1 pseudogene is annotated in these 502 nt (G+C 57.6%); it reads left to right on the forward strand.

The window, feature by feature from the left end:
• A pseudogene (locus HX786_RS31535) lies at positions 1 to 252 on the forward strand (hypothetical protein); the annotation flags it as partial.
• Positions 253 to 502 lie beyond the last annotated feature (250 nt).

Here is a 502-nt window from a genome sequence, read left to right on the forward strand (position 1 = left end):
GTCAGTGCGCAAGTGCCGCTGTCCTACGGGCCATTTATCAGCCAGGGCAACGTACCGGTGGCCAACACCACCCTGGAGACCTACGTCCAGGGCGATAACTGCAATGCCTGTCACCAGTACGCGACCATCGCCGGCAGCTCGACCCTGGCCTCGGACTTTTCGTTCCTGTTCAACAGTGCCGATTCGGCCAGCAAGAAAAGCCTGGTCAAGCGCGTAAAAGCCTTCCAGACCCTCAAGGACGGTTCACCCTGAACTCGACTGTTCAGACCGCTGCTCAAGGTTTCTCGGTGCTGTAAGGCCTTGAGCATTTGGTCCTTGCGCTAGCTCCTGCTGGTTAAAAGAGGCGCCCCTTATCAAGTAACGCCCGAAATGTCCGACAGCCCCCCGCATCTACCCGGTAAGACCGCTCTCGAGGGATATCGTGTGGCCACCCGCCGGCCACTCATGACTTTTGGTAAAGAGTCCTTTTCGGATTCAGCGGTTTTTCCGAAGGAACGAGAGG

The sequence above is a fragment of the Pseudomonas sp. 21615526 genome (assembly GCF_013386245.1).
Lineage (GTDB): Bacteria > Pseudomonadota > Gammaproteobacteria > Pseudomonadales > Pseudomonadaceae > Aquipseudomonas.